This window comes from Hujiaoplasma nucleasis (genome assembly GCF_013745115.1).
Classification (GTDB): Bacteria; Bacillota_I; Bacilli_A; order Izemoplasmatales; family Hujiaoplasmataceae; genus Hujiaoplasma; species Hujiaoplasma nucleasis.
On sequence record NZ_CP051151.1, the window covers coordinates 249,604 to 274,259 of the forward strand.

General features: G+C 31.0%; 20 protein-coding genes. 15 read left to right on the forward strand and 5 right to left on the reverse strand.

From position 1 onward, the window contains the following. The 11 genes from HF295_RS01140 (at position 1) to HF295_RS01190 (ending at position 14,725) form a co-directional block, all read left to right on the forward strand. On the forward strand, positions 1 to 876 hold the full coding sequence (locus tag HF295_RS01140) for a carbohydrate ABC transporter permease (protein WP_312032010.1): 876 nt from the start codon (positions 1 to 3) through the stop codon (positions 874 to 876). After that, the gene (locus tag HF295_RS01145; protein WP_312032011.1) at positions 876 to 2,909 is read left to right on the forward strand and encodes an NHL repeat-containing protein; all 2,034 of its coding nucleotides are present in this window, start codon (positions 876 to 878) and stop codon (positions 2,907 to 2,909) included. The genes HF295_RS01140 and HF295_RS01145 overlap by 1 nt, the downstream gene beginning before the upstream one ends. After that, positions 2,893 to 5,256: a DUF5696 domain-containing protein gene (locus HF295_RS01150; protein ID WP_312032012.1), complete on the forward strand. Its 2,364-nt coding sequence runs from the start codon at positions 2,893 to 2,895 to the stop codon at positions 5,254 to 5,256. The genes HF295_RS01145 and HF295_RS01150 overlap by 17 nt, the downstream gene beginning before the upstream one ends. After that, a complete protein-coding gene (locus HF295_RS01155) occupies positions 5,249 to 6,319 on the forward strand; it encodes a carbohydrate ABC transporter permease (protein WP_312032013.1) in 1,071 nt (356 codons plus the stop codon). Before HF295_RS01150 ends, HF295_RS01155 begins: the two co-directional genes overlap by 8 nt. Positions 6,320 to 6,323: 4 nt before the next feature. Continuing rightward, positions 6,324 to 7,301: a carbohydrate ABC transporter permease gene (locus tag HF295_RS01160; protein WP_312032014.1), complete on the forward strand. Its 978-nt coding sequence runs from the start codon at positions 6,324 to 6,326 to the stop codon at positions 7,299 to 7,301. A gap of 4 nt (positions 7,302 to 7,305) precedes the next feature. Further along, positions 7,306 to 9,129, forward strand: coding sequence for a carbohydrate-binding protein (locus tag HF295_RS01165; protein ID WP_312032015.1), 1,824 nt, complete (start codon positions 7,306 to 7,308; stop codon positions 9,127 to 9,129). Continuing rightward, a complete protein-coding gene (locus HF295_RS01170) occupies positions 9,129 to 10,148 on the forward strand; it encodes a LacI family DNA-binding transcriptional regulator (RefSeq protein WP_312032016.1) in 1,020 nt (339 codons plus the stop codon). Before HF295_RS01165 ends, HF295_RS01170 begins: the two co-directional genes overlap by 1 nt. Before the next feature lie 8 nt (positions 10,149 to 10,156). Beyond that, the gene (locus HF295_RS01175) at positions 10,157 to 10,864 is read left to right on the forward strand and encodes a glycoside hydrolase family 16 protein (protein WP_312032017.1); all 708 of its coding nucleotides are present in this window, start codon (positions 10,157 to 10,159) and stop codon (positions 10,862 to 10,864) included. 9 nt (positions 10,865 to 10,873) lie between these two features. Next, positions 10,874 to 12,970 carry a glycoside hydrolase family 3 N-terminal domain-containing protein gene (locus HF295_RS01180; RefSeq protein WP_312032018.1) on the forward strand — a complete coding sequence of 699 codons (2,097 nt, stop codon included), beginning with the start codon at positions 10,874 to 10,876 and terminating at the stop codon, positions 12,968 to 12,970. 14 nt (positions 12,971 to 12,984) lie between these two features. Next, the gene (locus HF295_RS01185) at positions 12,985 to 13,545 is read left to right on the forward strand and encodes a helix-turn-helix domain-containing protein (RefSeq protein ID WP_312032019.1); all 561 of its coding nucleotides are present in this window, start codon (positions 12,985 to 12,987) and stop codon (positions 13,543 to 13,545) included. 76 nt (positions 13,546 to 13,621) lie between these two features. Continuing rightward, on the forward strand, positions 13,622 to 14,725 hold the full coding sequence (locus HF295_RS01190; RefSeq protein ID WP_312032020.1) for an ABC transporter ATP-binding protein: 1,104 nt from the start codon (positions 13,622 to 13,624) through the stop codon (positions 14,723 to 14,725). Positions 14,726 to 14,775: 50 nt separating this feature from the next. Here HF295_RS01190 and HF295_RS01195 read toward each other — a convergent pair whose 3' ends face one another. The 5 genes from HF295_RS01195 to HF295_RS01215 are packed head-to-tail and all read right to left on the reverse strand — an operon-like array spanning position 14,776 to position 19,659. Beyond that, entirely contained in the window at positions 14,776 to 15,897 is a 1,122-nt protein-coding gene (locus tag HF295_RS01195; protein ID WP_312032021.1) for a carbohydrate kinase family protein, read from the reverse strand. A gap of 56 nt (positions 15,898 to 15,953) precedes the next feature. After that, on the reverse strand, positions 15,954 to 16,934 hold the full coding sequence (locus HF295_RS01200; RefSeq protein ID WP_312032022.1) for an aldose epimerase family protein: 981 nt from the start codon (positions 16,932 to 16,934) through the stop codon (positions 15,954 to 15,956). A 13-nt stretch (positions 16,935 to 16,947) separates the two neighbouring features. Further along, positions 16,948 to 17,625, reverse strand: coding sequence for a DUF6198 family protein (locus HF295_RS01205; protein WP_312032023.1), 678 nt, complete (start codon positions 17,623 to 17,625; stop codon positions 16,948 to 16,950). Position 17,626: 1 nt separating this feature from the next. Next, on the reverse strand, positions 17,627 to 18,538 hold the full coding sequence (locus HF295_RS01210; RefSeq protein WP_312032024.1) for a sugar phosphate isomerase/epimerase family protein: 912 nt from the start codon (positions 18,536 to 18,538) through the stop codon (positions 17,627 to 17,629). A 5-nt stretch (positions 18,539 to 18,543) separates the two neighbouring features. Then, positions 18,544 to 19,659, reverse strand: a complete 1,116-nt coding sequence (locus tag HF295_RS01215) for a Gfo/Idh/MocA family protein (RefSeq protein ID WP_312032025.1) — start codon at positions 19,657 to 19,659, stop codon at positions 18,544 to 18,546. A 224-nt stretch (positions 19,660 to 19,883) separates the two neighbouring features. Here HF295_RS01215 and HF295_RS01220 point away from each other — a divergent pair, with 224 nt between their 5' ends. From HF295_RS01220 to HF295_RS01235, 4 genes are all read left to right on the forward strand, one after another. Beyond that, positions 19,884 to 20,873, forward strand: coding sequence for a LacI family DNA-binding transcriptional regulator (locus HF295_RS01220; RefSeq protein WP_312032026.1), 990 nt, complete (start codon positions 19,884 to 19,886; stop codon positions 20,871 to 20,873). Between the two features lie 63 nt (positions 20,874 to 20,936). Beyond that, positions 20,937 to 21,944, forward strand: coding sequence for a sugar ABC transporter substrate-binding protein (locus HF295_RS01225; RefSeq protein WP_312032027.1), 1,008 nt, complete (start codon positions 20,937 to 20,939; stop codon positions 21,942 to 21,944). Positions 21,945 to 22,019: 75 nt separating this feature from the next. Further along, positions 22,020 to 23,516 (forward strand): sugar ABC transporter ATP-binding protein, encoded by a 1,497-nt coding sequence (locus HF295_RS01230; protein WP_312032028.1) that lies wholly within the window; start codon positions 22,020 to 22,022, stop codon positions 23,514 to 23,516. A gap of 1 nt (position 23,517) precedes the next feature. Then, the gene (locus HF295_RS01235; protein WP_312032029.1) at positions 23,518 to 24,600 is read left to right on the forward strand and encodes an ABC transporter permease; all 1,083 of its coding nucleotides are present in this window, start codon (positions 23,518 to 23,520) and stop codon (positions 24,598 to 24,600) included. Positions 24,601 to 24,656: the final 56 nt, after the last annotated feature.

Here is a 24,656-nt window from a genome sequence, read left to right on the forward strand (position 1 = left end):
ATGTCTAAATTTAGCGGAACTAAAATCAATCCTAAAAAATTTCATAGAAGTCAAACTAAATTTTTTGTCATACTTATTCCATTAGCAATTTTTGTTGGCTTACCCATTGTTTTTATTATCAATCATGCTTTTAAGCCAACCAATGAGTTATATGCCTGGCCACCTAGATTCTTTGTTAGAAGGCCAACCATTGATAATTTTAGAAATTTAGTAGATTTGGCCAGTGAATCTGGTATACCTTTTAGTAGATATTTATTTAATAGTATACTAGTGACTGTTGTTGGAGTATTTTTAAGCATTTTAATTACATCTTTGGCAGCTTATGGCTTATCTAAACTTAAGTTTAAAGGGAAAAAATTGTTATTTGAAATCAATACTTTGGCCTTAATGTTTGTACCGATTGCTGTTACAATTCCTAGGTATTTAACCATGGCAAATATTGGTTTAATAGATACTTATTTTGGTTTGATATTACCTCTTATAGCCATTCCAGTTGGAATGTTTTTGGTCAAGCAGTTTATTGATCAAACACCTAATGAGGTTATTGAATCAGCCAAAATCGATGGGGCTAGTGAAATGCAAATCTTCTTAAAAATAATTATGCCTATCATTGCTCCAGCTGTTGCTACTGTTGGTATTCTATCCTTCCAATTAATTTGGAATGATGTTGTTGGGTCTTCACTCTATGTAGATAGTGAAAGTTTAAAAACATTACCTTTTTACTTTTCTACTATAGCCGCTGTTGCAGGTAATCCTGTTGCGGGGCAAGGGATGATGGCTGCTGCCAGCTTTATAATGTTTGTGCCAAACATTGTTTTGTTCATATTCTTACAAAGTAAAGTCATGAATACCATGGCTCACTCAGGTATCAAATAATGAAAAAGTATTTAACGATATTCTTATTCTTACTTGTTTCTGCTTTGGTGATCGGCACATCTGTAAAAGCGGAAAATGGTGTAAATTATAATACTTATACATTAAGCGATGGCAGGCTGGTAAGAACTCAAATCGCTTATGTTCCAATTGGGGATATTAATGAGTTAGATGGGGTGTCATTAGACACACCACAAGATGTTCATATCGCTAACAATAAATTATATATTGCTAGTTTAGGTACTGATTCAAGTAAAATTATTATATATGACTTGTTATCTGAAACAGCTCAAGTGATTGGCCAAGATTTTTTAGAAAATGCGTCAGGTGTTTATGCGACAGAAGAAGGTATCATTTATGTTGCTGATAGAGCTGCTAATGTTGCTTACAAATTAGATGAAACAGGTCAAATTTTAACGACTTATGTTAAACCTAATTCTCCATTGTTTGGCACTGAGAATTTTCAACCAAGAAAAATTATATCTGATTCAAGAGGAAATGTTTATATTCTTAATTTAGGAACCAAGGGTTTGGCTCAATTTACAAATGATGGTGAGTTTCTCGCTTATTTTGGTACCAATACCATTACTCCTACTTTAAGAACTGTTTTGCAGTATACTTTCTTTACTGATGAGCAATTGGAGTCTTTATTTAATTTAACTCCACCTGAAGTTTCTAATATGGCCATTGATAACCGTGGATTAATCCATACAGTTTCTTTAGGCGATGGGGCTTATGGGGTTAAAAGACTAAATATTTCTGGTGATAACTTATTGCCTGAAATGTACACATCTCCTAATTTAGTGGATGTTTATGTAGGCTCTTTAGGCAACATCTTTACAATAAGTAGAGAAGGTGTCATCTATGAGTATGATATTGAAGGTAATTTATTATTTGCTTTTGGTGGCCAAGATATTACCAATCAGGTTCAAGGTCTAATGAATCAACCGACATCAATAGCGGTTGATGATTATTCAAACATTTACGTACTAGATCGTGGAAGTAAATCTATGAAGATTTTTTATCCTACGACTTTTACTCATCATGTCCATAGTGCTTTAGAGTTTTATCAAGATGGACTTTATGTTGAAAGCCAAGGTCCATGGCAAGAAGTGCTTAAAATGAATGATTTCTTTGATTTAGCTCATCGAGGGATGGCCAATGCCTATTTTTCTTTAGGTCAATATGAAGATGCATTAGATGAATACTATATTGCTAATGATAGAAGTGGGTATAGTGATGCGTTTTGGGAAGTTAGAAATGCTTGGTTAATTGACAATGCTCCAACATTCATAATTATTTTAATGGCTTTATTGGTTGTTTTTGTTGTCAATATAAAAGTAAAGGTTGTATCCTATGTATTTAAACCTGTAAGGTTATCTATAGGATGGACAAGGAAGAAATCAAAGATTGTTGATCAAATACTTTATGTTTTTTCTTATTTACGAAATCCTGCAGATAAGACTTATGAGATTAAAAGAAAAAATCGGATTGGAATTTTCCCAGTAACAGTTTTGTTAGGAATTTACTTTCTATTCTATATTTATTACATTTATAATTTAGGCTTCTTATTTAATACTAGAAATATTGATAATATCAATGTTATAGAAGAATTAATAAAAATTATTTTACCGATTATTGTTTGGGTTGTAGCTAACTTCTTAATTGGATCTATTAGAGAAGGAGAAGGTAGGTTAAAAGACGTATATATTACTACAATCTACAGTTTAGCTCCTTACTTCTTAACTTTACCAATTATAGCTATAGTCTCAAAAGGATTAACATACAATGAAGCTTTTTTAGTATCTTTTATGACAACAATCGCTGTAGGGTTAACGGTTATTTATTTCTTCTTTATGGTAAAAGAAACACATTTTTATAATGTTAAAGACACATTTAAATCCATCATCATTTCAGCCTTCACGATGGTGATGATGTTGTTGGGTGTATTTATTTTATATATTTTATTAAATGAGTTATTTATTCTAGTAAAAGACATAATAATGGAGGTGATTTATCGTGTTACAAATAGCTAAAAAAATAGTCATTATGCTAGCCTTAGCTTCAGCAACTGTTTTAGTTGTTCAAGCGGCTAGTCCTACTTATACAAGTTCGAGTACCGATACAATCAATAATCCATTTACAGAAACTTTAAAGTATGATTCATCAAGATATTCTCAACCCGAAGATATGGGACTTGTAGATATCGATGAATATGTTGAAATCACAAGACGTGATGAACAGGTTCTAGAAAATGACCAGTTTATAATGTATTTAAATCAAAATTCATTAGGTATTAAAGTGTTAAATAAATCTACAAATTATGTTTGGTCTACTGCCATAGATAATGCAAGTGCAGGTACTTTTTCTGCTTTATTATCAAGTGGATTAGGTTTTGAATATTTTAATCTAACTCAGAATTTTAATAATAGACAAAATATAGGTTTGACTGATACGGAATTTACTTATGAAATGACTCAAGTCGGCAATAAAATAAAATTTGATTTAAGCATTGATGGTTTCTGTGCAACAAGAAACTGCAAGAGATATTATGATCAGTATCTTGCTGGAACAAAAACATTGGAAGAAATGATAGAACTTTATGATTATACTCAATTAGGTATAGGTTTTTCTTTTGAAATAACTTTGACTGAGACTGGAATTGAATTTTTCATGCCAGTTGATTCAATTGTTGAGAATGATCCTGAAGTTATCCGTTTTTCATCATTAATAGTATTCCCTGGCTTAGGTGCTACTGAAATGGATAATATACCAGGGTATATGATGATTCCAGATGGTGTTGGTGCTTTAATTCGTTATGAAGATAATCAAGGAAAATATAGTTCACCTTTCCAAGCTCGTTTTTATGGGCCAGATTTTGGTGCTAGTTCAAGCGGTAGTTTTTTAAATAATTATAGACTATCACTACCTATATATGGTGCAGTTCATGGTGTTGATCAAAACGCTTTTATAGCAAGTATTGAAGAAGGTGTGACAAATGCAAGATTATTTGCTTATCCGAATGGCGCAACCAATATAGATTATAATTTGATTTTTACTAAATATGACTTTTTACAAGTCTATAAACAAAGCTTTACAACAGATGGCTCTGTTGGGGCTAATCGATTGTTTGAAACTAAGAGTGAAGATATAAAGCTAAGGGTTGATTTTTTATCAGATTCTGAAGCTAATTATATTGGAATGGCCAATCAATATAAAAATATTTTAATTGAAGATGATATTTTATCAAATATGCAAGTATCAAAGGATGATATTCCAATCCATTTACAATATTTAATGTCTGATTCAAAAAATAGATTTATAGGTAAAGAACTTATTGAAATGACCTCTGTTGAAGATGTTGGGAGTATGTATCAATATTTTATGGATGCAGGTTTAAGTAACCAAAGAGTATCTTTATTAGGTTGGAATGAAGGAGGTTATAGTGGTCATTTGCCTTCTGAAGTTGATTTTGAAGGAAAACTAGGTTCTAATAATGATTTTATCGATTTAATTGAGTTAATTAAAAGAGACAATGAGTTATTATTGGTCAACAACTATGTCATTGGTTCGAATCAATCAGATGGTCTAAGCTATAACAATGATGTGGCTGAGGGTATTAATAGATTTAAGTTAGAATTCTCTATGGAAGATAGGGTTTATTCAGATACATATTTACTATATCCACAGTTTACTTATGAAAGAACTATGAATGATTTAAATGATTATAAGGAATTAGGTGTAGATGTTTTATTTGAATCTATGGGTTCTATGCTATTTTCTTATTATGATGATGACTTATATACTAGGTATGAATCTCTAAGATTCTATAAATATATTATTGATCAATATAAGGGTATTGGCCAATATAATCAGCCTAATTCTTATGCTTTAAAAGGCATGCAATCTTATTATTCAACGCCTTTATATAATAATCAATATGGATATTATGATGATTTAGTCCCGATTTTACCAACTGTTTTAAGTGGTAATATTGAGATGTTTTCTTCTCATTTGAATTTTAACTCATTGGGTAAAGAAGAATTATTGAAATTAATCGATTTTAATATCTACCCATCATTTATTTTGACAAAAGAACGTCCTTCTTTACTAAAAGGAACTGACATTGAATATATTTATTCATCACAATTTGAGGTATGGGAATCATCTATAATTAGTGAGTATGATTTTATTAATGGGGCATTGTCTCATGTTCAAGGTGAAATGATCGTTTCAAGAAGAGTTCCATCTTTAGGTGTGGTTGTGGTTGAGTATTCTAATGGTGTTGAAATTATCATTAATTATACTCAAAATGATATTGACTATGAAGGTTTGACCATTCAATCTTTGAATTATGGATTGAGAGGTGTTCAAAATGACTAAGTTCATCGATAAAATGAAAAGTTTGTTAAAAAAAGTAAAAGTATTCTTTGTCAAAGTGTATTTGAATGTAAAAAACTTTTATAAAAACATTATCGCTAAAAATGTGTCTAAGTTTTTTAGCATTATAACCCATAACAAAGTTTTAAATATGTCTTATACTGAAATTATTTTATTTAATAAATTTAAGATTAAAAGAACCAATAAAAGAAGAGCTGCTTTCATCGGCTTAAGTTTTATATTTTTATGGATTGTTGGATACTTAATTTTTTCATTCTATCCAGTTTTTTATAGTTTCTTTTTAAGCTTACATAAGGTTAAGCTTGATGGTTCTGATATCCAGACACAGTTTAAATGGTTTAATAACTATCGTGCAGCATTTTTATCAGACCCATATTTTGTTGAAATATTAATAAATTATGCTTTAAGTATGATACTTAATGTTCCAGTAACCATTGTGTTTGCATTAATTATTGCTTTATTAATTAATCAAGATATTCGTGGTAAGGGTGTTTGGAAAACTATCTTCTTTTTACCAGTTATTATTGCGTCTGGTCCAGTGATTAGAGAACTTATGGCCCAGGGGGCTACGACCTTACCATCAATTGATGAATATGGTTTTATTGAAATGGTTGTTAATAATGTGGGTGAGTTTTTAGCTAGACCAATCCAAGCTTTATTTGATCAAATTTTGTATGTATTATGGTTTGCTGGTATACAAATATTGATATTTTTGGCTGGTTTACAAAAAATAGACAAGTCTATTTATGAAGCTTCAATGATTGATGGAGCTAGTCCATGGGAGTCATTTTGGAAAATAACTTTGCCTTCAATTAAACCTTTGATTACTATATCTGTTATTTATACCGTTGTATCAATGAGTGTATTTAGTTTAAATGAAGTTATCGTTTATATTCAAGGTAAGATGTTTGCTACGATAACTGATGCTTTGACCAATGGATATGGTTATGTTGCGACTTTGGCATGGGTGTATTTCATTGTAATGGCATTAATCATATTGATTTTTGTTGGAGTTCTCAACATTAGAGGAAGGAAGGCGAAATAATATGATGAGTCGATATAAAGAATTGACTAAGAAAATTTCTTCATATTTTACCAAAGATAAGGATAAGACAAAATCTAAATTTAAAAGATTTATTTTTGGTATGAGATTTACTGATGGTTTTGCTTATAAGTTAATCATTTACTTGATGTTATTTGGCTTAGGTTATATTTATCTATATCCTTTAATGTACATGATATCTTATAGCTTTATGACCATGACCGATATTATTGATGTATCAGTCAATTGGATACCTACCAAGTTTACACTTGAGAATTACAGATTAGTTTGGGAGGCTATTAATTATCCTAGAGCATTCTTAGATGCCATTATTCTTGCGGGTCTTCCTGCATTAAGTGCAACTATTTCAAGTGCATTAATAGGCTATGGTTTTGCTAAATATGATTTTCCATTCAAAAAGACTTTGATGGTGCTGATGATTTTAACATTTATTATTCCACCTCAAGTTACTATGATGCCTACTTTTAGAATGTATGCTCGTTATGACTTACTTGGTTCTATTAAAACTTTTATATATCCAGCTATTTTAGGCCAAGGATTTAATGGTGCTATCTATATTTTAATTTTCTATTCATTCTTTAGGATGATACCTAATAGTTTAATGGAATCAGCTCAACTTGATGGGGCAGGACCAGTTAAAATATTTATGAAAATCGCTATTCCTTTAGCGGTTCCAGCTATAATTATTGTTTTCTTATTTAGCTTTGTATGGTATTATAATGAAACATATCTATCTGGTCTTTTCTTAAGAGATAGTAATATGTTAACTTTGCCTTTAAGAGTTCAACAATATATTGATAGTTATGCTAGTTTGTATCCTGAAGGATCTCTAGCTAGCGAACTCATGCAATCAGCCAAGTTGGCTGGGAATATACTAACAATATTGCCGTTATTAGTATTATTTTTCTTTACACAAAAATATTTCGTTGAGGCAATTGATAAAACTGGAATTACGGGGGAATAAAATGATGAAAAAATTATTAATTATTATTTCAATGACCATACTAGCTATGGTATTGATTAGTTGTCAGGAGAATATGACTTTAAATACAACAGATACTCCAAGTGAAACTTCGACTGAAGTACCAACGACTGATTCTATGACAACAGAAGAACCAACAACAGAAGATGTTACCAATCTGCCTACGGATGCGCCTACGGAAGAACCAACAACTCTAGAACCTACAACCGAAGTTCCTACTGAAGTACCAACAGAGGAACCTACGACAATGGAACCAACAACAATGGAACCAACAACAGTGGAACCAACAACAGTGGAACCTATCACAGAAGAACCTACGACAGAAGAACCCACTACAGAGTTTGTATATGATGATAGAAGTTTGGTACCTGAAGAATGTCAATTTCTTGATAATATAGATGATTGGCAACCTATTTGGTGTGATGAATTTAATGTAGATGGTTTACCTGACTCTTCAAAGTGGATGTATGACGTTGGAGGTACTGGTTGGGGTAACAATGAATTACAGTACTATACAAATGCTGATTTAGATAATGCCTTTGTTGAAGATGGAATTTTAAATATTCGTGCACTTAAAGAGAATGTTGGAACTAATGATTACACTTCTGCAAGATTGATTACAAAATATCAAGGGGATTGGCAATACGGAAGAATTCAGATTAGAGCTAAAATGCCTGCTGGTAGAGGTACATGGGCAGCAATTTGGATGCTACCAACCAATTGGGTTTATGGCGGCTGGCCATACAGTGGCGAAATAGACATTATGGAGTATGTAGGATATGATGATGGTGTCATTCATGGTACCATTCATACTGGAGCTTATAACCATGGTTTAGGCACTCAAATTGGGTATTCAAGATCATTAGAAACTGTTGAAGAAGAATTTCATCTTTATGAAATGATTTGGGAACCTTCAAGTATTAAATTATTCGTTGATGGTATTCAATTTGCAACTTTTGGATACAATCCAGACACCAATATTGATGTTAAAAATTCAGATGCATGGCCATTTGATGAGGCATTTCATTTAATTTTAAATGTTGCTATTGGAGGTAATTGGGGTGGAGTCCAAGGTGTAGATGATTCAATATTCCCAACATCTATGCAAGTAGATTATGTAAGAGTCTTTCAAAAAGATTATGCAGGTATGGACCAAGAAAATCCAACAGGAGTCAGTCAACTTGTTTTGCAAGATACGAGTTATGATAGTATAAGATTCAAGTGGAAACATGCAACAGATGATATTTTAGTTTCACACTATAATATTTATATTGACGATACTTTAATTGATCAAACGACTTTAAATGCTATTAGAATTAATGACTTAGAACCTAATACTACCTATAATTTATTTATAGAGACTGAAGATTTTTCTGGAAAAACATCTCCATTGGTTGGTTATACGGTGACGACTGATGATGTTCCAGAGGCCATTGGTTTGATTCAAGCAGAAGACTTTTATAAAGCTTCTGGTGTTCAAACTGAACAAAGTGAAGATGATTCAACTTTAAATGTTGGCTGGATTGATGATGGAGATTATATGATTTATTTGTTAAAAGTCTCTGAACCAGGAACTTACCAAATTAGTTTTAGAGTAGCTAGTGAAAACCAAGGTGGTCAAATTCAATTATTTACAAAAAATCGTTTTCCTCATTTTACTTTGACTTTTGAAGCGACTGGGGGCTGGCAAACTTGGACAACTGTTACTACAGATACATTTACTTTAACAGAAGGTATACAAGAGTTTAAAATACTCGCTGTTGAAGGTGGTTTTAATCTAAACTATTTTGAAATAGTGAGGATTGAATAATGGTTACTATTAAAGATATTTCTAAAAAATCTGGGGTAAGTGTAGCTACTGTGTCTAAAGCTATTAATAATTATCCAGATATCTCAGAAAAAACAAAAAAAAATATATTAAAATTAGCAAAAGAAATGGGCTATGTGCCCAATTCTTCTGCTAGATCATTAAAGACACATCAATCTTATACAATTGGTATTATTTTTGAAGAAATTACTGATTATGGTTTACAGCATCCATTATTTTCAAAAATATTGGAGAGTTATAAAAAGGTTGTTGAATCAAAAGGTTATGATATCATGTTTTTAGCAAAAAACATGGGTAATCAACAAGGGTCTTATTTACAACATTCAATGAGAAAACAAGTGGATGCCATTTTGGTTTTATGTGAAGACTTTAACAGTGAAGAAATGCTTGAACTCTATCAATCTGACCTACCAATTATAGTGATTGATTATGCCGTTTCTACAGCGGTTACAGTGACATCAAACAATATTCAAGGTATGGAACAAGGCGTGAAGTTTTTAGTTGATTTGGGTCATAAAAAAATAGCTCATGTTTATGGTGATCCATACACATTTATTGGTGGGCAAAGAAAATTAGCCTTTGAAAATGCCCTACATAAGTATAATTTATCTTTAAGAGATGATTATTTAGTCTCTGGTGAGTATTTTTCTAAAGAGGATGGCTATCGGGCTATGCAAAAGCTTATGACTTTAGAAGATCAACCGACAGCAGTTTTCTGTGCATCCGATATGATAGCCATAGGTGCTATACAAGCCATTAAAGAAGCAGGAAAATCAGTTCCAGAAGATTACTCTATTTTAGGTTTTGATGGTATTGATATTGGTCAACTGATTACACCGAAATTAACAACTATTAGACAAGATGCTAGGAAAATGGGTGAAATAGCTGCTAGAAAAACTTTTCAGTTTTTAGATCATCCAAATACTAAACAAAACGGAGATATTATCACAGTTGAAACATATTTAATTAATGGAGATTCAACTAGAGTTTTAAAAGACTAGGAGAAATAATGAAAAGAAATTTATATATTGATTTTACTAAAGAAAAAAAACTAGATTCTAATATATGGAATATTGCCATTGGAGATAAGTGGGCAAACAATGAGCTTCAAAGGTATACTGATTTGTCTGATAACTTGTTTTTCAACGATGAAGGTCTTGTGATACAAGCCACACTTAAAAATGGTAAGTATAATAGCGCAAGAATTCATACAAAAAATAAATTTTCTTTCAAATATGGCCGAGGAGAAATTATCGCTAAAGTGCCTAGTGGAAAAGGTACTTGGCCAGCTTTATGGATGTTGCCTCAAGACAATGTTTATGGCTATTGGCCTAAAAGTGGTGAAATAGATATTATGGAGCACACTGGTAATAATAAGGACCTTTTGTACTTGTGTATTCATACTGAAAAGTATAATCATACCCGTAAGGACCAGTATTTCTATAGTGTTCAAAAAACAAATATTGCTGATGAATTCCATCGTTTTGGCTTTGAATGGGATGAAAAATCTATTACTTATTATATTGATGGCGTTAAAGAACATGCCTATATTAAGGGTGATGACAGTAAAGATACATCATCAAAAGGATGGCCTTTTGATCAAGAATTTTATTTAATTATGAATCTAGCCATTGGAGGAACGCTTGGTGGTAAAGTTGATGAAAGTTGTTTTCCTCAACAATTTATAATTAAATCTATTAAAATTGAAGAATTCTAAGAGGTTATAATGGATAATAAAATTAATGACTTATTAAAAACGATGACACTTAAAGAAAAAATAGGGCAATTGTATCAAGCGCCCTATTTTAGTGATGTCATCACAGGTCATGCTTTTGATTCATCAGCTACCATTCAAAGAATTAAAGATGGTAGGGTTGGGTCTATATTAAGTGTCCATGATGAGAAAGTGTTATATCAACTTCAAAAAACTGCAGTTGAAGAGAGCCGTTTAGGTATTCCTTTATTGTTTGCTTTTGATGTCATCCATGGATATAAAACTTCATTTCCGATTAATCTGGCTTTATCAAATACATGGGACATGGATTTGATTGAAAGAATATCAAAAGCAGTGGCATTTGAAAGTACAAAAAAAGGTTTACATTTAACATTTTCACCAATGGTGGATTTGGTTAGAGATCCTCGATGGGGTAGGGTCATGGAAAGTAATGGAGAAGACCCATATTTATCTTCATGTTTGGCAAAAGCTTACATAAAAGGTTATCAAGGAAATGATTTATCTCACCCTGATACGATTGCTGCATGTGCAAAACATTTTATCGGTTATGGTTTGTCGGAAGCTGGCAGGGAGTATAATACAGTTGATTTATCAAAACGAGTTTTGTACAACATGTACCTTCCAGCCTTTAAAGCAGCTGTTGAAGCTAATGTTCAAATGGTAATGACTTCTTTTAACACAGTATTTGATGTGCCTTCAACAGCCAATAAAGCCTTACTAAAAGATATATTAAGAGAAGAATTAGATTTTAAAAATGTAATTATATCTGATTATACATCAACTGAAGAGATTATTAATCATGGAATTGCAAGAGACTTAAAAGATGTTGCTGAACAATGCTTTAATGCAGGATTAGAAATGGAAATGGTATCTGAATCTTACATAAGTCATTTAGAAGAACTTGTTCATGAAGGCAAAGTTAAGGAAAGTGATATTGATGATTCTGTAAGTAGAATATTAACTTTGAAATATAAACTAGGTTTGTTTGACAATCCTTTTAAATACTTTTATGAAAATAGTGACCAATATATGCTTCTTGAAAAAACAAGAGAATTATCTAGAGAAGCAGCTGAAAAAAGCATGGTATTATTAAAGAACAATCAAGTTTTGCCATTAAAAAAAGAAACGAAAATAATGCTTTGTGGTCCAATGATTAAATCTCAGGATTTGATTGGAGAGTGGGCAGCTCTTACCAGTAAAGATGATGTAGTCAGTATTTTTGATGCTTTCTCTAAAGATAAAACTCTGTCAATTATAGAAGAATCAGGTGATGAGGCAATTAAAAACGCTGAAGTCATTATTATGGCCTTAGGTGAACCAGGAAATCAAGCAGGTGAAGGTAATAGTAAGACACATCTACATTTGGCTGATGAGCAAAAAGCATATTTTGATAAAGTATACCAATTGAATCAAAACATTGTACTCATTGTGTTTGCAGGTAGACCATTAATTATGACTGATTTTGCAAATAAAGTAAAAGCTTTGATATATGCTTACCAACCAGGTCTTGAAGCCGGCAATGCTTTGAAGAGACTAATGTATGGAGATTGTAGTTTTTCTGGAAAAATAACAATGACTTTCCCTTATCATCAAGGACAAATTCCTATTTATTATAATCACTATGCCACAGGTCGACCATTTGATCCTCAAAGACCAAATTATAGGTATAATACAAGATATATAGATTGTCCAAATGAGCCTTTATATCCTTTTGGCTACGGATTATCATATGGAAAATTTGTTTATAAAAATTTTATTATTAACCAACATAAACTTAATAAACATGATAAACTATTTTTACAAGTTGAAATTGAAAATCAAAGTCAATATCCAGCTGATGAGATAATTCAATGTTATATCCAGGCAAAGAATTTTTCTGTATCTAGACCAGTTAATGAGTTAAAAAGCTTTAAAAGGGTTTCATTTAAAGCTTATGAGACTAAAACTATTGATTTTACATTAGACATTAATGATTTTAGGTCTTATAATATCAATATGGAATGGACTGCTGAGTATAGAGACTATTTTGTGAAAGTAGGACCTAATTCTCAAGATTTGCTGTCTATAAGTGTTAATGTTGTAGATTAATAAGGAGTCTTCATATGGTATATCATATATATTTGTATCAAAAGAATACTGTTGAATATTTACAAGAAATATTTGATAAAATGGACCATCTTACAAGAATTTCTATGATAAGTAATTCTATGATGAAGGTCTCTATTCATTCTGAAATCATTGAAGACAATTTAGACTTAGAGATGATTCATGCTTCGATGACAACTGATTTTGAAACAGATATACATATGTTATATTTATATGATAATGTTCATGACCTCATCGAGGAATCTATGGTCATAGAACATTTACCACATCTTAAAAACAAGGTATATGATATTAGTGATTTTTTAATTTATTTGAGTCATTTCCATGAAGGCAAAATGACTATGAAACGCAAGTTGGTTGAATTGTTAGGTCAAGACTATATCAATACAATTATTATGTTGGCCTCGACCAACATGAATAATTCAATAGCTGCTAAGCGCTTATATTTACATAGGAATTCATTAAACTACCGTATAGATAAAATTTATCAATTAACGGGAGTTGATATCAAGACATTTAAAGGTCTTAGAGCTTTCATATCTATTTTAGAGTCATAATTTGTGCACTTTGTCCATAGATATAAAAGCTTATATATTTTATAATAGTGATAATTAAATAATAAAGGAGAGTTTTATGGCTACATTAACATTTAAGAATCTTAAAAAAGTATACACTCCAGGTGATAAACCTGCAGTCGATGATTTTAACTTAGAAATTAAAGATAAAGAGTTCGTTGTCTTCGTTGGGCCTTCTGGTTGTGGTAAATCTACAACTTTAAGAATGGTTGCTGGATTAGAGGAAATTACTGAGGGTGAATTATATATTGATGATATCCTTGTCAATGATATGGCACCTAAAGATCGTAATATTGCAATGGTTTTTCAATCTTATGCCTTATATCCTCATATGACAGTATATAATAATATGGCTTTTGGTCTAAAATTAAGAAAAGAACCAAAAGACATGATTGATGAAAAAGTAAGGAATGCTGCTCAAATTCTTGGATTGACAGAATATTTAGAAAGAAAACCAAAAGCCTTATCAGGTGGACAACGTCAACGTGTTGCTTTGGGTAGAGCTATTGTAAGAAATGCTAAAGTATTCTTAATGGATGAGCCATTATCAAACTTAGATGCTAAATTACGTGTACAAATGCGTGGAGAAATTATTAAACTTCATAAGAAGATTGAAACAACAACGATTTATGTTACCCATGACCAAATTGAAGCGATGACGATGGCTAGTAGAATTGTTGTTATGAAAGATGGTTTTATTCAACAAGTTGGTGCACCTAAAGATATTTATGATAATCCAAACAATATTTTTGTTGGTGGATTTATCGGAACGCCACCTATGAACTTTTTAGAGGGTATTGTTGATAAAAATGGTATATTCTTTGGTGAAGGAATTTCTGTAAAAATATCTAAAAAGCATTTTGACCTATTAAAAGAAAAAAATTATTTGGATAAAGAAATTGTACTTGGTATTAGACCTGAAGATATTCATGATGATGAAAAATCTAAAGAAAAATTTAAAGATGCTATTGTTAAGTTCACAGTAGATGTTGCTGAGTTATTAGGTTCAGAAACTTCTGTATTTGCAAAAGTAGGTCAACAAGATGTTACTGCAATGATTGATGCTAGAGCAGATATTCAAATTGGTGATGAATTACACATGGCCTTGGATATGGCTAAAGTTCATTTCTTTGATAAAGAAACTACATTAAGAATTAAATAAGAACTATAATATATATAAAAAAATCTCAAATAAATTGAGATTTTTTTTGTTTAAATTTTATTGTTTGCCCAATCAGTGATGAATTTATTTAAATCAGCAAATGTTGGACTATCAGCGTTTCTTACATAATAACCGCTAGTAGACATACCTGTTAATAGTGCTTCATCTGGTTCTAAACCAAGAAGAAGACCTAGAACAAATCCTGCATTAAAGTTGTCTCCTGCACCTGTTGTTAACTTAGGCTCTGATATATAAGGTCCCTTTTCTTCATAATAATTATTTTTGTAAATGACAGAAGAACGATCAACTGGATGAATAGCAACATAGTCTATTTCTAAATAATCATAAAGAGCTTGATTAACTTCTTTTAATGTTTTAGACTCAATTACATTTTGACTAAATAAACCGAGGTGGACAGAGACATCATAAGCTTCTTTCTTATTCAAGCCTAAAACTACTTTAAAGTGAGATTTAAATTGTTTTAATAGGTCTAATGCTTCAACGATATCATGTCTTTCTCTTTTTTCAGGATCTGCGATGTCAATAAACATGAATGGTTTTTCTTCTTTAATCGTAACGTTAGGTAAAATACATTGAATGATGTTTTTCCAAATATCTGTCATATATGGAAGCATGGACCAATTGACTGTAGAGAACAAGTCAATAGAACCCAATAAGTTGATTAGTTTTTCTTCAGGTACAATTTTAATTAAATGATCATAGTTCACATTAACCAAATTATTCATTTTGCCAATAATTAACTTGCCATCATTAAATTCAACGGCTTGAGTGTCGCCATATTTTTCTATGGTGTAAACATTGGCTTGATCAACTAGGCTTTTAAATACTTCGTGAATATTCGGGTAACCTAAGGTGCCAATATAGGTTATTTGTGGATGATGTTTTATTAGGGCGTTAACCATAATAGGGCCATTACCACCTATTTTACTTTTGATTGGAACAAATTCTATATTTGAAGATAAGCCACTTGCACGGTCGATTTTTTTTGCAAAATCACTGATGGTTTTAACTCTTGTGTAGTCTCTTGGACCTTGTCTTTTATCAACAACATGAATGATTTCATCAACAAAACCATCAAAGCCAACCAGCATATTAAATACACTTGGATCTTTGCTTTTTAATTTGTCTGCGAGGGTGATTCTTTTATCCATATTTTATCTCTCCTTTTATAAATATTATAGAACAAATTTGTTCTCTTTACAATGAATTATTGATGTGAGAACTTGAATATTATTTGATCTTTATAGGTGTTTTTCAAAAGTGTATTTTTAAAATTTAAAGGTCCTCTTTGACATTCAAAACACAGACCATAATGCATAGGGTGTTTATTCAAGTGTTTTAGGGGAATTGAGTTTATATTGTTATGGGTATAGAAGACCATATGATTATAGGTTGAAAACACTTGTAGTTTTCTTTTGCTTATAGGATCATATGCCCAAGCTTTAGGCTCTATATCCTTATCAAAGTAATATAAGTCATCATAACCCTTATATGGATGACCTTTTAATGATTTTAATAGAGTATGTAAAGACTTGGCTTGGGTGAAATCATAGAGGGGATCTTTATGAACTTGAAGTGTTGAACATTGAAATTCATCAAGAATATGGACAAGGTCAGTGTTGATTTGAACAATATGATTCTCGATAGATGATTTTAAGTTTCCAGATAAATTAAAATAAGCATGGTTAGTCAAATTAAAGAAGAACTTTTGATTTGATGAAATATCAAAGTCAATAATTATACTTGAGTTCTTAATGGTGTAGGTTATTTTTGTTTCGTAGGATACATCATTGATTAATTGTGAATAGTGTAGAAATTCAACAATCGTTTGTTGGTTGTTATCTTGAATTTCATAGTCAAAATATTTAAATGATAAGGCATCGGACCCACTATGTAGGGTTTGTCTTTGATTTTCATTTTTATCAAATTGATAAGTGTTGTCATCTATAATTAATTGACCTTCAGGAATTCTGCCACATATTGGTCCTACGCTTGCGTTTAGGTATATATTATTTTTTATGTAGTCTGTTTCCTTAGGGTAAGCTAATAGAATATCCTCATACTTATCAAACTGATCTGGTGTTTGTATTTGATATATCATAGCTCCGTAATTAGATAAGTCAACAATTATACCATTTTGTTCAATATGGATAATATCCATGATTTTTGATTTTCTAATTTCGTACATTTATATTACCTCACTAATTAGATATTTTTAAAGCTTTGAAATACAAAGTCATGATTGGACTGATAAAAACAGTAATAATCATACTTCCGATATTGACCGCACCAAGTGATTGGTCTAAATGATAATAAGTTAAGTATCCAAATATTGCGCCAATGGTAATACCAGTGAGTTCAATACTTAGTCTAACATATGTAATTTTCTTTGCCTTACTTATTTTTACAAACATTAGCATAAGTTCTTCAAATACAAAGGCTGGAAAATCAGACTTAACAATTAAAGATAAACCTAGAGGTAATAAGAATAGTCCTAATGTGAAGAAAATGAATTGAATCCATAATATTGATGATTCATAGTCGTGAAAGACGGTGAAGTTCCAAAAATCAATACTTATTGCAACAAAAAGAATGGGAAAAACCATTAGTAAGTATCTGTATTTTTTTCTATATGATATAACAATTAGCATTAAGGTAAAGGATATTAGGAAGGAAAACATTCCCATGGTTACCCAGGTAATATTTAGGTTTAGATGAAAGAAATCTCTTAGGTTTATTGATACAGTATCCCAAGCCCCATTTCCTAAATCTGAAGCTTTTATAATGTTGACTGCAAAACCAATGACTAAAAATCCTGTGAGATAGTAAAACAACCTTAGTTTATGTTTCTTAAGTTGCGAAACTACATTGTATCTCATACTAAATATACTTGACTAAATGATCATAAGAGTTTTTTACAGCCTTTAAAATAGATTCATATGAGTCTTCATAATCCTTATCTTCAATCTCAACACATGTAGAGCCCTGGTAATTTGTTTCTTTAAGCTTGTTAATAAAAATTTTCCAATCAATACCGCCTTCACCAGGTATTTTTGGTTGCATGTAATTTAGTGGAGGTGTAAAAATACCATATTCATTGATCTTATCCATATCTAATTTGATATCTTTGAAGTGAATATGAAAAATTTTATCTTTAAATTCAGATAAAGGTTTTAAGTAATCCATTCTTTGTAAATACAAATGTGATGGATCATAAGCTAATCCAAAATAATCAGAAGGAATTTCTTCAAACATTTTTTTCCATATATATGGACTACTAGCAAGGTTTTGACCACCAGGCCACTCATCTTGAGTAAAATACATAGGACAGTTTTCTATTGCAATTTTAATTTGCTTTGATTCTGCGTAGCGAATTATTTCCGGCCAGTATTTTTTGAATAGTATAAAGTTTTCTTGGTCACTTATGTATTGGTTTTTTCCAATAAAAGTAGATACAAGGCTAACTTTTAATTTAACAGCAGCATCTATAAGTTTTTTTATGTGTGAAAAACTTATTTGTCTTTTTTCATCATCTTGATCAAGAGGGTTAGGGTAATAACCTAAAGCTGCAATTTCAATATTTTTTTTATGAGTGTAATCTAGTATATATTGGATTTTTTCGTCCGATAAAGTATCCAAATCTATATGGGTTACTCCAGCATATCTTCTTGATGCTTTTGATTTTGGCCAACAGGCTAATTCTACTGATTGGTAACCATAACTAGAAGCTATATCAATAACTTCTTCAAAAGTTTGATCGGCTAAAATTGCACTTAATAAACCTAGTTTCATAAAAATCACTCCTTAATTTTTATCCATTGTTGTTTTTTAGAAGACTCATATATTTTATCACATAATATCATTTGTCTTAAGCCATCTTTGAAGGTGGCATAATGTTTTTCTTTTGGTTGATGATAAACTTCTTTAAAAACATGTTTAATAGCATCTGGAAAACCTTCGGTATGACCTGCAGGATATTCTGTAGAAGAAGCAGCAAATATATTTGGATCTTTAGGAATGACAAGATTTGCTTGATCACGTTGGCCGACTTTTATGGTCTCTAAATCGGTTAAAGACCATTGTAAAGAAGACTTTGTTCCTGATATTAATAAGTTTAAGTTATTTTTATGACCGGCAGCCATTTGAGAAATGTTTGCATTACCAATAGCTCCATTAGAAAATCTAAACATTATAAGGGCTAAATCTTCAGTGTCAATAGGTATTTCTTGGTATTGATCATCTTTTTTGTTAGAGAAAGATTCCACATTACTAAGAGGTTTCTTTCTATTTTTGTAATGAGTTTTAAATTCTGCAAATACTTCTGTGATTTCTAAACCAGTTAAATATTCAACCAAATCCATCCAATGTGAACCAATATCAGCCACAGCCCTTGTAAGACCTGACTCTTTAGCGTTTAATCTCCATGAGTAATCTGTATCATATAGAAGCCAATCTTGTAAGTAACCGCCTGTAATACTGATAATATCACCAATTGAATTTTCTTTAATCATTGATTTCATTTGTATGTTACTTGGATATAGTCTGTTATGGAAATTAACAGCATTGATTAGGTTTTTATCTATTGCTATTTGATTTAGAATTTTAGCTTCTTCAACTGAGAAGGTCATTGGCTTCTCTAAAACAACATTGATATTGTGTTCTAAAGCATATTTTGCTATTTCAAAATGAGTATTGTTTGGTGTACATATATGGATGAAATCAGGTTTGACTTCATCTATCATTATTTTATAATCATTGTATGCTTGATCAATATGAAGTTTTTTTGCTTTGTCTTCAACATTATATCTATCAACTAAAGCTACAACATCAACACTTCCTAATCGTCTTAAGGCTTCTACATGCGCTACACCTATAAAACCTGCACCAATGATTCCTGTTCTAAATTTTTTCATAATTTCACTCCTTAATAATTAATTATGCTAAACGTTTACATCGATATTATACATATTATTTTTCATTATTGCAACGAAATAAAGCGATAATTTGTAAATTATTAAAAAAAATTAAATTCGATTCTTGACAGTATGGTCCTATGTGATATAATAATTTTGTAATCGTTTACATCGTTTTTATAAAAATTTCACATAGATAAAAGAAGAAATGAGAGGATAAAATTATGAATATTAAGGACATTGCTGAGATATGCGGTCTTTCTGTTGCGACGATTTCTCGGGTAATTAACAATGATCCTCGGGTTGCTGATTCAACAAGAAAAAAAGTATTATCCGTTATTGAAAAACATAATTTTATGCCTAATATCACGGGTAGGTCATTAAGGACTCAAAAATCAAATAAAATTTTAGTTTTACTTCCTACCATGGATAATCAGTTTTATACATCAATTATTGAAGGTATTCAAGATAAGGCTGAAGAAAAAAATTACGCTACTTTGGTTGCCGTAACAAATCTTGACCAGACTAAAGAATTAAAATATCTTGATATGCTTAAAATGAATCATGTGGATGGTTGTATCAGTTTATTTAATACTTTAGACCCTGAAAAAATTAATCAATTGTCTTCTAAATTTCCTTTTGTTCAGTGTTGTGAAAAAACCATTGGCGCTGATGTTTCTAATGTAGTCATCGATAATGAAACTGCAGTATTTGAAACGACTAGTGAGTTTATTAAAAATGGTCATAAAACAATTGCCTTTATTAGTGGTGATTATTATAAGTATTCTGAACGTAGTAGAGAGGCTGGTTTTAGAAGAGCTCATCAACAGGCTGATATGTTTCTTGATGAAAAGTTAATTATTAAGCATTTTTATAAATATACTGATGGAGCAGATGCAGTCAAATATTTGATGCATTTAGAAAAAATGCCTACAGCCATTGTATGTGCGTCGGATTCCTTAGCCATTGGAGCTATATCTGAATTAAAGAAGAACGATTACAAAGTGGGTAAAGATATTTTCGTTATTGGTTTTGATAATACATCGATTACAGAGTTTTATAATCCATCTATATCTTCGATAGCACAACCTAGATATGAATTGGGTCAAGAAGCTTTTAATTTATTGCATCAAAAGTTAATTAATATTCATTCAACAAATAAGAAGATTATCTTACCATACAAGATTATTCATAGAGAATCAACAGGTTATTAATTAAGAAGTTTATTATATTTTAATATAATTGACTATACAAAAATTCTAGGAGGAGAAAAAGAAATGAAAAAAGTTTTAATGATGTTTTTAGCATTATTTGCCATGGTAGGCTTAGTCGCTTGCGGTGGAGACGATGACCAAAAAGTATTGGCTGTTATTATGCCAAATGCAACACACGGTTTTACTGGTGAATCTGTAAAACATGCTACTGCAGCTGCTGAAAGATTAGCAACTGAAGCTGGTTATGATTATCGAGTATACACATCGGGAGATGTTACTGCTCAGGCTCAACAAATTGAAACAGCAATTGCTGAAGAAGTTGATGTAATTGTATTGTGGCCACATAATGGTGATGAATTAAAACAAACTGCACAATCTATTTTAGATGCTAACATTCCGTTAATTGTATATGACAGATTGATTACAAATTTTGATGAAGATGCAGAATTAATGGGAGATAACGAAACCATTGGTGAAGAAACAGGTTTATATTTTAATGATTATTTCGCTACAGAATTAGCGGCTGGTCAAGTAAATATTCTTGAGTTCAAAGGGGATAATTCAACTGTTCCTACGCAACGTTCTGATGGATTCTGGTCTACAGCTAATGATAACTTTAATTTAGTTCAAGATTGGTCAACTGGATGGAGTAAATCAACAGCACAAACACAAATGGAAACTTTCTTAAATTCAAGTGAACAAGCTACAATTGAATCAATTAAAGCAGTTTTCACACATGATGCTGAAGTTGCTGCTGGTGTCCTTCAAGCAATCGAAGGTTATCAAGGTAGTGCAACAATTAATATTGAATTAGTATCTGCAGTAAGTGCTTCAAGAGAATTATTAGGTATGTTTGATCATTACGAAAATCTTGGTATTGACCAAGTTACATTCTCATTCTCACCAGCGATGGTTGTAGAAGCGATTGAATTAGCAGTTGATATTCTTGATGGCGAAGATGTTTCAGGATTATACTTAGTAGAAACTGAAATGGTAGATAATGGAAACTATGAAACATTCATGGAAGGTCCAGTATACACATTAAGATATTCTTTAGAAGAAGAAGAATAAAAATCTAATAATGAATGGTCGGTTAGATTTTTCTAACCGACTCATTTCATTTTTTGCTTGAAGGAGTTGAAAGACATGGTTGTAGAGTTTCAAAACATTTATAAAAACTTCAATGCAGTTAAAGCCTTAGAAAATGTATCCTTTAAAATTGGTGATTCAGAAATTCATGGATTACTTGGGGAAAATGGTGCTGGTAAGAGTACTTTAATGAACATTTTAGGGGGTGTATTGCCACCAACGAGTGGAAAAATCGTAATCGATGGTGTTGAATACGCACATTTAACGCCAGTTTTAGCATCTGAATTAGGAATAAACTTCATTCATCAAGAATTAAATTTGGTGAATGATTTAAAAGTATACGAGAATTTATTCATTCATCGAGAAATTACTAAGCACAAGATATTTTTAGATAAGAAAACTATGATAAAAAAATCTTACGAGATTTTTAATCGTTTAAACATAGATATTAATCCTACTGTTTTTGTCAGTCAATTAGATACTTTGCAAAAGCAATTAGTTGAAATTGCAAGGGCTATATTGTTTGAATCTAAGTTAATTATAATGGATGAACCGACAACAGCTTTAACTAATAAAGAAATAGATAATTTATTTAATATTATGAGAGATTTAAAGAAAAATGGAATTTCTTGTATCTATATTTCTCATAAAATGCCTGAATTATTTGCAATTTGTGATAGGTATACGGTTCTTAGAAATGGTAAATTTATTGCTAGTGGTGATTTTAAAGATATAGATGAGGATAAGGCTACTGAATTGCTTGTAGGTAGAAGCATAGTAGAAGACAAGGATATTCATCGAGAACAACTCAATACTGAAACCGTCCTTCAAGTTATAGAATTAACATCAGAGCCTTATTTTAGAGATATTTCTTTTGAAGTAAAGAAAGGTGAAGTTATTGTTATTACTGGTTTATTTGGTGATGGTCGCGGTGAATTAAGTGAAGCTTTATTTGGTGCCCGAGATATCAATAAAGGTAAAATTTTAAAAAATGGAATAGAACTACCTATTCAATCCATTAAGAAGATGATGAGGTCTGGAGTAGGGATGATACCTAGAGACCGTAAAGAAAGATCAATTATTAAGGATATGAATATTTTAAATAATGTATCAATGGCTCATTTTAATTCTGATCATAAAAGCCTCTTGATATCAGATAAAGAAGAGATAGATAGATTTAAGAAAAACCAAGAGATTACTAACATTAAAGTAGGTAGTCCGAAAGACTCAATTACTTCTTTGTCTGGAGGTAACCAACAAAAAGTAATTTTTGCAAGATGGTTTGAACTTGATTCAGACGTCTATATACTTGACAATCCAACACAAGGAATTGATGTGGGTGCTAAATTTGAAATATATAAATTAATAGACGAGTTAAGTAAAAAAGGGAAAGCGATTATTGTATTTTCTTCAGAATTTCCAGAAATATATAAAATAGCCCATAGATGTATTGTTATGTATAAGGGTTCAATTAACAAAATACTGAATCATGATGAGTTGACGGAAAGAGATGTCATGTATTATTCAACTGGTTCAAATAGAAAGGAGTCTTAATATGAAGGGTTCGGCGAGAGAAAATCATTCATCATTGAAAGACAAAATAAAAGATTATTATCAACAAAAAGGTAAGGCACAATTAAAGTCATTACTTATCAATCATAATTATGTAATTTCTTTAATTTTACTACTCATATTAGGACGTATTGCTTCTGATAACTTTTTGAGTTTTAATAGTTTGATGGCTTTAATGAGATCTTCAGCTATTATTGGGATAATTGCTTTAGGTATGACTTTGGTTATTATTTCAGGTAATATTGACTTATCAGTGGGGTCTTTAATGGCTTTGGTAGCTGCCAATACTGCCATTGTATTTAATGGTACTCATAATGTCTTTATTACTTTGTTATTTGCTTTAGCTTTTGGAGCATTCTTAGGTTTTGTTAATGGTGTTTTCATTGGTAAGGCTAAAGTAGCTGCCTTTATTGTTACTTTAGCAACCATGGCAGCTTATAGATCATTGACCATACAGCAAGGTGAAGGTGGGCCTGTTTTGATTGATGGGGATGCCTTTATGGAGACTTATAGAAAAGTTGGTTATAGTTCATTCTTGAATGTTCCCTATGTTGTTTGGATTTTCGTGATTATAACAATATTAATTATCATTTTAATGACTAAAACAAAGTTTGGACGATATGTATATGCAGTTGGGTCAAACGAAAAAGCTGCAAGATTAAGTGGTATTAACGTTGATAGAATCAAAATATATATCTTCTCTATCACTGGTTTATTAACTGGATTGGCTTCATTTATTTATGTTTCTAGATTTGGATCAGTTGATACTGCAACTGCAGGAAAGTCATTTGAATTAGATGCTATTGCCGCTGTAGCTATTGGTGGAACTTCAATGGCTGGTGGTAAAGGTTTTATTCAAGGAACTTTCTTTGGAATTATTGTTCTTTACTCAATTAATGCTGTTTTAACAGCCTTTAAAGTACCATCATTTGTCAATGATTTAATTAAGGGCATCTTGATTCTTGGTGCTGTTTTATTGCAAAAAGTATTGAATGAAAGAAAATCTGGTTCTGCTAATGGAAATATTTTTAAAAATATTTTTAGTAGATTCACAAAAAAAGCATAAAAATAATTTTATATGAGTTCTAACTTTAAGTTAGAACTTTTTTTTAACAGAAATTT

Bases quoted from the DNA above. Each gene is read 5' to 3' on its own strand.
- HF295_RS01165 (WP_312032015.1), top strand. From the start codon at position 7,306: ATGAAAAAATTATTAATTATTATTTCAATGACCATACTAGCTATGGTA.
- HF295_RS01215 (WP_312032025.1), bottom strand. From the start codon at position 19,659: ATGAAAAAATTTAGAACAGGAATCATTGGTGCAGGTTTTATAGGTGTA.
- HF295_RS01140 (WP_312032010.1), top strand. From the start codon at position 1: ATGTCTAAATTTAGCGGAACTAAAATCAATCCTAAAAAATTTCATAGA.
- HF295_RS01160 (WP_312032014.1), top strand. From the start codon at position 6,324: ATGAGTCGATATAAAGAATTGACTAAGAAAATTTCTTCATATTTTACC.
- HF295_RS01175 (WP_312032017.1), top strand. From the start codon at position 10,157: ATGAAAAGAAATTTATATATTGATTTTACTAAAGAAAAAAAACTAGAT.
- HF295_RS01220 (WP_312032026.1), top strand. From the start codon at position 19,884: ATGAATATTAAGGACATTGCTGAGATATGCGGTCTTTCTGTTGCGACG.
- HF295_RS01170 (WP_312032016.1), top strand. From the start codon at position 9,129: ATGGTTACTATTAAAGATATTTCTAAAAAATCTGGGGTAAGTGTAGCT.
- HF295_RS01230 (WP_312032028.1), top strand. From the start codon at position 22,020: ATGGTTGTAGAGTTTCAAAACATTTATAAAAACTTCAATGCAGTTAAA.
- HF295_RS01195 (WP_312032021.1), bottom strand. From the start codon at position 15,897: ATGGATAAAAGAATCACCCTCGCAGACAAATTAAAAAGCAAAGATCCA.
- HF295_RS01145 (WP_312032011.1), top strand. From the start codon at position 876: ATGAAAAAGTATTTAACGATATTCTTATTCTTACTTGTTTCTGCTTTG.
- HF295_RS01155 (WP_312032013.1), top strand. From the start codon at position 5,249: ATGACTAAGTTCATCGATAAAATGAAAAGTTTGTTAAAAAAAGTAAAA.
- HF295_RS01180 (WP_312032018.1), top strand. From the start codon at position 10,874: ATGGATAATAAAATTAATGACTTATTAAAAACGATGACACTTAAAGAA.
- HF295_RS01210 (WP_312032024.1), bottom strand. From the start codon at position 18,538: ATGAAACTAGGTTTATTAAGTGCAATTTTAGCCGATCAAACTTTTGAA.
- HF295_RS01225 (WP_312032027.1), top strand. From the start codon at position 20,937: ATGAAAAAAGTTTTAATGATGTTTTTAGCATTATTTGCCATGGTAGGC.
- HF295_RS01205 (WP_312032023.1), bottom strand. From the start codon at position 17,625: ATGAGATACAATGTAGTTTCGCAACTTAAGAAACATAAACTAAGGTTG.
- HF295_RS01190 (WP_312032020.1), top strand. From the start codon at position 13,622: ATGGCTACATTAACATTTAAGAATCTTAAAAAAGTATACACTCCAGGT.
- HF295_RS01185 (WP_312032019.1), top strand. From the start codon at position 12,985: ATGGTATATCATATATATTTGTATCAAAAGAATACTGTTGAATATTTA.
- HF295_RS01235 (WP_312032029.1), top strand. From the start codon at position 23,518: ATGAAGGGTTCGGCGAGAGAAAATCATTCATCATTGAAAGACAAAATA.
- HF295_RS01200 (WP_312032022.1), bottom strand. From the start codon at position 16,934: ATGTACGAAATTAGAAAATCAAAAATCATGGATATTATCCATATTGAA.